Genomic DNA, 6,103 nt, shown 5'->3' with positions numbered 1-6,103 from the left:
CACACCACGGGATCAAACACCAATCTCGCACCGTTTGCAGCCCAGTTCCGCTGGGTCAGAGCGCTGGCTGCAAGCATGTATCGCCGATAGCGTCGGAAAAGGGCGGGTCCGGGTCGCGCGAATCTTCGATCAGAGCGCGCAGAGCCTCAGAATCCAATCACGGCCACAGCGGCAACGGAGCAACTATCGATCCTCATCAGGCTTAAACCCCAGGGGAAAATGCTAACTCGCTCTGAACCGCTATCCATCGTGGTTCCTGCTCATTACGAACGGATAGAAAGCAGGTTTTGCACGCGTCATTTGAGTTGCACACAGGAATTTCCTTCTGAATCGCTAACCTGTAAGGCCGGTGTGATATGCACAGTGAAAACAAGGACGCAAGACCTAAAACACCACAATCGACTCGCGATTTATCCCACATTAAGGATCATGATTATAGATCCGTGCTAAGAACATAAAACAAGAAATTTAATAGTTGTTTATCATACTTGTTGTCGAACGTTGTAATAGTGGAAAAATTATTTATATGAATGAGTTTTTCTTAAAAACGAAGGCGATAGAGTAGAGCATGCGGGTGTCACAGATGAGCATCAAGGCTTTGGTATATTCTGACTATGCTGCGCACCCTAAGGTTTATAATAGCGCTGTTTACGAATTTTGCAAGGTGATCTGCGAAATCGAAGAGGCTCAGTTAATAGCTCCTCCAACAAATAACAAATCTGCGTCGAAAAATAGTCTGACGGAAAAGTTTTTTCATAAGATACAACGCAACTTCAAGGCTACGCGGCCCCCGCGCACGTCGAAAGCAGAGCTTACCTCTAATTGCGACCTATTTATATTCGTAGCTGCTAATATTGACAGTCTTGCTGAGCTAAACAATCTGAGTGGATGGCGGGCGCGGTCTGGAATAAAGGTTGCCTACATTATTGAAATATGGTCGCATATGCTCAAAGATAAAAAACCTTACGTGGAAATTTTGAGTAATTTTGATTTTATCTACACTCTGCATGCAAACACTGCAAATGATCTCCACAAGATGACTGGTATTCCGTGCGCCTTTTTGCCAACAGCGGTTGACGCTCTCGAGGCGTCGCCATACCCTAATACACCTGCTCGAACAATAGACGTTCTTTCAATCGGTCGTCGTTCAGAAACCGTTCACAAGGAGTTATTGCAAATATCAAGAAAAACAAGTTTTTTTTACGACTATGATAGCGTAAATATCTCAAATACTAGTGTGTACGACTGGTCGGAACACAGGTTTCTAACTTTCAGCAAAATAAAGCGTGCCAAATATTTCGTCTGTTTCGACCATATGCTTGCGCGTGGTCATAAGTTTTCTGAGAGCCGCGGGGATCAAGTGATACCATCGCGTCTATTCGAGGGGGCAGCGTGCGGCGCAATCATGATAGGATCTGCACCTCAATGTCCTGAGTTTGAGAGGATTTTTCATTGGCCTGATGCAGTGATAGCACTGCCCTCAGATCCGAAGGAAATACTTGATTTTCTCACCTGCTTGAACGCGGATCATGAGCGAATTGCAAAGCTGCAAACTGCAGGCGTTGTTGAAAGTCTGAGATCAAATGACTGGAGTCATCGCTGGTCTAAAATTTTGAACGATGTTGGTGCAGAACAACCAGCAAGATTGCTAACCAGGCTTTCCAGGCTAGAAGCGCACGCTTCAATGATTCTGTCGCTGCCCGTCTGAGTTGCCTGTTCCCTCATCAAGGTGTCTATAACGTGCTGGTTAGTGAAGTTCTACCGTCCATAGCGATTGTGAATACTGCGAGGCGAGTAGCGACGTGCTGCAGCGGCATATATGCCAGTTTAGCGTCAGAGGTGTTCGACGCAGGTACTGCCGACGCTTAGTACTATAGGAGGGCATGCCTGAGAATTTGAGTAACTATATTCTGCTTACTTGCCTCATTGCATGACCGCTCTAACCAATTTGTGCTGTCTCCAGAATCTTTTCAGGTCAACTGGCTACTCAATAAATGATACCGCACTGGCTCGAAGAATTTGGAACCTATACAATTGTTATTATAATATTTGCGACGCTAGTGTGCGTATTATCCTATGGTATACGAAAACATCGTGAAAGACAGATGTATAAACAGGTAAGATCTGAATTCATCGGCCATGCAAACCGCTTGAGGCATTGTAGACGTGCTGACGATGTCATTACTATCATTGACACGCACAAAGTTGAGATAAGTAAAAGCAGCACTCTGTTCTCTCCTTGGGCTGAAATTGGATTTTTTGTTTCACTTATTGTTGGGATGATCGTCGCTTACTGGATGCAAGATTATATCCGATCTATCGTTGCATGGATTTTTCCGGCGAAATCGCCGCGTTGAGCGCTAGTGCACTGCCTCAGAGGGATGGTTTAGGCGCTTGGTTCAGCGCGTCGAAGATAGCGGTAGCGGGTTTGGTCCACGCGAAGGGTCGTGGCGTTCAATTGTGCTCGGTGATGTGTCGATCGGCATGCAAAAGGGACCCAGGTTCGGCGTCAAAAGGGACCCACCTCTGATCCTGTCTCGCAGGGCCTCAGGCGCGGGTCTTGAGCCGCCAGCTGGCGTTGCCGGTCTCCAGGATCTCGCAATGATGGGTGAGACGGTCGAGCAGCGCCGTCGTCATCTTGGCGTCGCCAAACACGCTCGGCCACTCGCCAAAGGGCAGGTTCGTCGTCACGATCACCGAGGTGTGCTCATACAGGCGACTGATCAGGTGGAACAGCATCTGACCACCCGCCCGCGGGAACGGCAGGTAGCCTAATTCGTCCAGGATCACGAGGTCCGTGCGCGCGAGCTGCGTCGCCAGTCGCCCCGCCTTGCCCACCCGCGTCTCCGCTTCCAGCCGATTGACCAGGTCGACCGTGTTGAAGAAGCGCACCCGCGCTTCGCGCTCACGCACACAGTTCGCCCCGATGGCGATGGCCAGGTGCGTCTTGCCCGAGCCCGTGCCCCCGACCAGCACGATGTTGCGGCTCTCGGCCAGGAACGTGCCCCTGTGCAGCTCGCGCACCGCGGCAGCGTTCACCGGCGAGCCTGCGAAGTCGAACTCGGCCAGCGTCTTCATCGTTGGGAAGTGAGCGTTGCCCATGCGGTAGGCCGTGGCCCGGCTCTCCACGTCGGCCAGCTGCGCGGCCAGGAGCTGACCCACCACCTGCTCGGGTGAGTGATGCCGCTCGGCGGCCAGTGTGGTCACTTCGTCGTAGGCTGCGCGCATGCCGCGCAGCTTGAGCTTGACCATTAGCTCCAGGATGGCGGGGCGCTCCATCACGCTGGCACCCTCGTACGCAGTCCGTCGTAGCGGGCACAGTCGGCCTCGGGCACCAGGCCTAGCGTCAAGCAGGCCGGCGTCAGCACGGACTGAGGCGGCTCAGGCTCGCGGCTCCGAGCCAGGATGTTGAGCTCGGCGTCGGCGCTGTGCAGTCGCGCGGCCAGGGCGGTGACGCAGGCCGCCTCAACCGCCGCCAGTCCCGCATCGGGCACGGCTGAGAGGATGCTCACGAACTGCCGGTCCCCATCAGGATACGCGCTGAGGCGTTGGCGGACCTCGCCAAGCGCTTCAGGCAAAGCCCAGGCTGCGAACCACCGATAGACCGTGCGCCAGGGCGGGAAGTCGGACGGGAGAAGCTGCCAGGGACAGCCGGAGCGCCGCACGTAGGAGATTGCGTTGACGACCTCTCGCGGCGGCCAAGAGCGCGGGCGGCCTTGGTCGCAAAGCGGTGGAAGCAGCGGCTCCAGCAGCACCCACTCGGTGTCCGTTAGGTCGCTCACGTCGCGTAAGCCCGTTCGGCTATGATGCCGACGGGTGGTCGGGGTCCACATCGCAGGGTCCAAGCAGGCTTCGAGCCCACCCTTGGAATCAGCACCGCCCCAGCCACTCAACCCCGTTTCGAGACAGGCTCTTGGCGGGGCTCGAGACGTCCTCCCCGGGCGGCTTCCTGCAGGATTAGCTTGTCGAGCGTCAGGTCCGCGATCGCCTTCCTCAGCCGCTGGTTCTCCGTCTCCAGGTCCTTCATGCGCCGGACCTGATCGGTCTTCAGCCCGCCGAACTCACGGCGCCAGCGATAGTAGGCCACCTCGCTCACGCCGATCGCCCGGATCGCCTCCGCCACGCTCGTACCTTGTCCGATTAGCACGTCGGCTTGGCGCAGCTTCGCAACGATCTCCTCGGGCTTGGGTCACTTCCTCGACATCGATCCGTCCTCCTGGCTGAAAAGCCATACCAAAGGGCGAACCACTCCGCTGGGGGCGGATCACAAAGGCGATCTGCTCTTCTTCACGGCTCCGCTCCTCCCGTCAGGGTCTCACAAGACCGGACAACTCGCACTCAGACCGGACCAAATACACGGGGGGACGTCAGCTCAGGTTAGCTTTTGCGCGAAACAACACGCGCTTGAGAACACAATCGCTTCGCCAAAACTGACAACCAATATTATCTCACTAAGCCCGGGTTAGTTCGTGCAAAATTTGGATCCTCAGCAGCTAACAATACAGAAGACTTGCTTTTTGCTATCTTGTCTACTGAATACCATGTGTAAGCAAGTATGATGGCGAACAATAGATTTCCTTCAATCAGCCAGAGGGGCATTGTAGCCATGTTGATCAGAGTGAAACTTACGATCCCGCACAGAGAAACGATACGGGGAACACCTCGGAGCCTCATAGCCAACGCTCCAGTCCGAAGAAGAACAGCTAAGAACATTACTAATCCAAAAATACCAAATTCATAAGCATATGATACGAATGTATTGTGAGCATATAGATGGAACAAATCTTGCCACGAGTCTGCACCAAACCCAAACAGGAAATTCATTTCGCCTGAACGAAGCCAGGGTGTAAGGTATACACTCCAAATGTACGCCCTCCCCGACAGTACTTTTTTGTCCATTCTAGAAAAGTATTCTGGTGGTTTTATAAAATCTGTTCCATTTTCCACGATGGTCAAAACATCTTTAAATCTTTCAGCAAATAAAGTTGATACTGCTACCGCTCCAGTAAGAGCTAAAACCAAAAATACCAAGGTCACCGCAGATCTTTGACTAGGACGAACCCTTATTGCTACCACGCATACTACAAACGCAAGTATCGATGGCGCGGCTGCTAAGATTGATGTCCGATAATTCGCGGCTATGAGGCCAATTATTCCAATACATCCAAAAACAAGGGTATAACGACTGCCCACTCTTGTGAAACAAGCGACAAATAGAAAGGTCACCAAGATTATCGAAAAAGCTGCCTCGTGGTAGTAACCGCCAATATAGCTCGCAGATCCGTCGACTTCAGTTGCTTTGACCGGACCGATGACATAGGACACTATCTGCAGGCTGATCGGCAGCAGAAAGGCGACACTCAGGAGGCCCATAACCTTAGCTATGCCATGACGTTGAAGTGCGTCGTAGCATAGAAAGGCCACCGAAAGGAGATACATAAATTTAATTATTGTGTTTGCGCTTCCTAAATACCTTCCGTTTACTATGCCGCTAAGTATAATAATTATAAGTAAAGATAGTAGAAATAAGCTGTCTACTCTCAGTAAATATCTTCTTTTAACTATTAAAATACTCACTATTACAATCAAAAGAGAAGAGATGGCGTTTAATGAAAGCCCGGCAATAAAGGGTTTATAAGTGACGAAGTGGAATGCTGACATCGCGTACCTCAGCCAGAAAGCGAAGACCAGCAGTCGCGTTTGATTGTCGCTCACGACACGCAGAAAACTTATCGTAATCGCCAGCGAAAGCAGCGCCATTGGTAATAGAATTGGCAAAAACATGCCGGGAGCGTCACGCACTATGTTCAATCCTTGTTCGTACGATGAAGCGTCGTTAAGGTAACGAAGCTCCTGCCTGGTCATCAACTGCTGCAAAATTTGTGCAGTCGTCAACTGCAAGACTCGTCTCTGACGTACGCTTAGTATTTGGCATGGTAGAGACCTTGAGTCCATAAGATAGTAGCCCAGTTACCCTTCGTACTGCAGGGAAGGCAGCACAAATTAGCTTCCTTTTGAAGTTCCTGTTAGGGAGATGACGGTTCGTCGAGAGATTAAGGTGCTTGAACGAGGCCTAGGGGTGCGAGGATGGGAGCTCGTACAA

The 6,103-nt window shown here is 51.8% G+C and carries 4 protein-coding genes and 2 pseudogenes; 1 reads left to right on the top strand and 5 read right to left on the bottom strand.

Annotation, left to right across the window (positions count from 1 at the left end):
• The first annotated feature begins 583 nt into the window (after positions 1-583).
• Complete coding sequence (locus MFF55_RS25160; RefSeq protein ID WP_238246839.1) at positions 584-1,708, top strand: glycosyltransferase; 1,125 nt, start codon at positions 584-586, stop codon at positions 1,706-1,708.
• Positions 1,709-2,547: 839 nt separating this feature from the next.
• On the opposite strand, the gene istB is transcribed toward MFF55_RS25160, so the two are convergent.
• The 5 genes and pseudogenes from istB to MFF55_RS25130 form a co-directional block, all read right to left on the bottom strand.
• Entirely contained in the window at positions 2,548-3,279 is a 732-nt protein-coding gene (istB, locus tag MFF55_RS25150; protein WP_238246840.1) for an IS21-like element helper ATPase IstB, read from the bottom strand.
• Positions 3,279-3,512, bottom strand: a complete 234-nt coding sequence (locus tag MFF55_RS25145) for a hypothetical protein (RefSeq protein ID WP_238246841.1) — start codon at positions 3,510-3,512, stop codon at positions 3,279-3,281. Before MFF55_RS25145 ends, istB begins: the two co-directional genes overlap by 1 nt.
• Before the next feature lie 78 nt (positions 3,513-3,590).
• Positions 3,591-3,833 (bottom strand): annotated as a pseudogene (locus MFF55_RS25140) (transposase); the annotation flags it as partial.
• Positions 3,834-3,919: 86 nt separating this feature from the next.
• A pseudogene (locus tag MFF55_RS25135) lies at positions 3,920-4,174 on the bottom strand (transposase); the annotation flags it as partial.
• 269 nt (positions 4,175-4,443) lie between these two features.
• Entirely contained in the window at positions 4,444-5,895 is a 1,452-nt protein-coding gene (locus tag MFF55_RS25130; RefSeq protein ID WP_238246838.1) for an O-antigen ligase family protein, read from the bottom strand.
• Positions 5,896-6,103: the final 208 nt, after the last annotated feature.

Origin of the sequence: Methylobacterium iners, assembly GCF_022179305.1 — a bacterium.
Classification (GTDB): Bacteria; Pseudomonadota; Alphaproteobacteria; order Rhizobiales; family Beijerinckiaceae; genus Methylobacterium; species Methylobacterium iners.
Note: the sequence above shows the minus strand (reverse complement) of the source record. Positions and strands in the feature narration are given on the sequence as shown.

Excerpts from the sequence above, each read along its gene's own strand:
- MFF55_RS25160 (WP_238246839.1), top strand. The coding sequence starts at position 584 with ATGAGCATCAAGGCTTTGGTATATTCTGACTATGCTGCGCACCCTAAG.
- istB (WP_238246840.1), bottom strand. The coding sequence starts at position 3,279 with ATGGAGCGCCCCGCCATCCTGGAGCTAATGGTCAAGCTCAAGCTGCGC.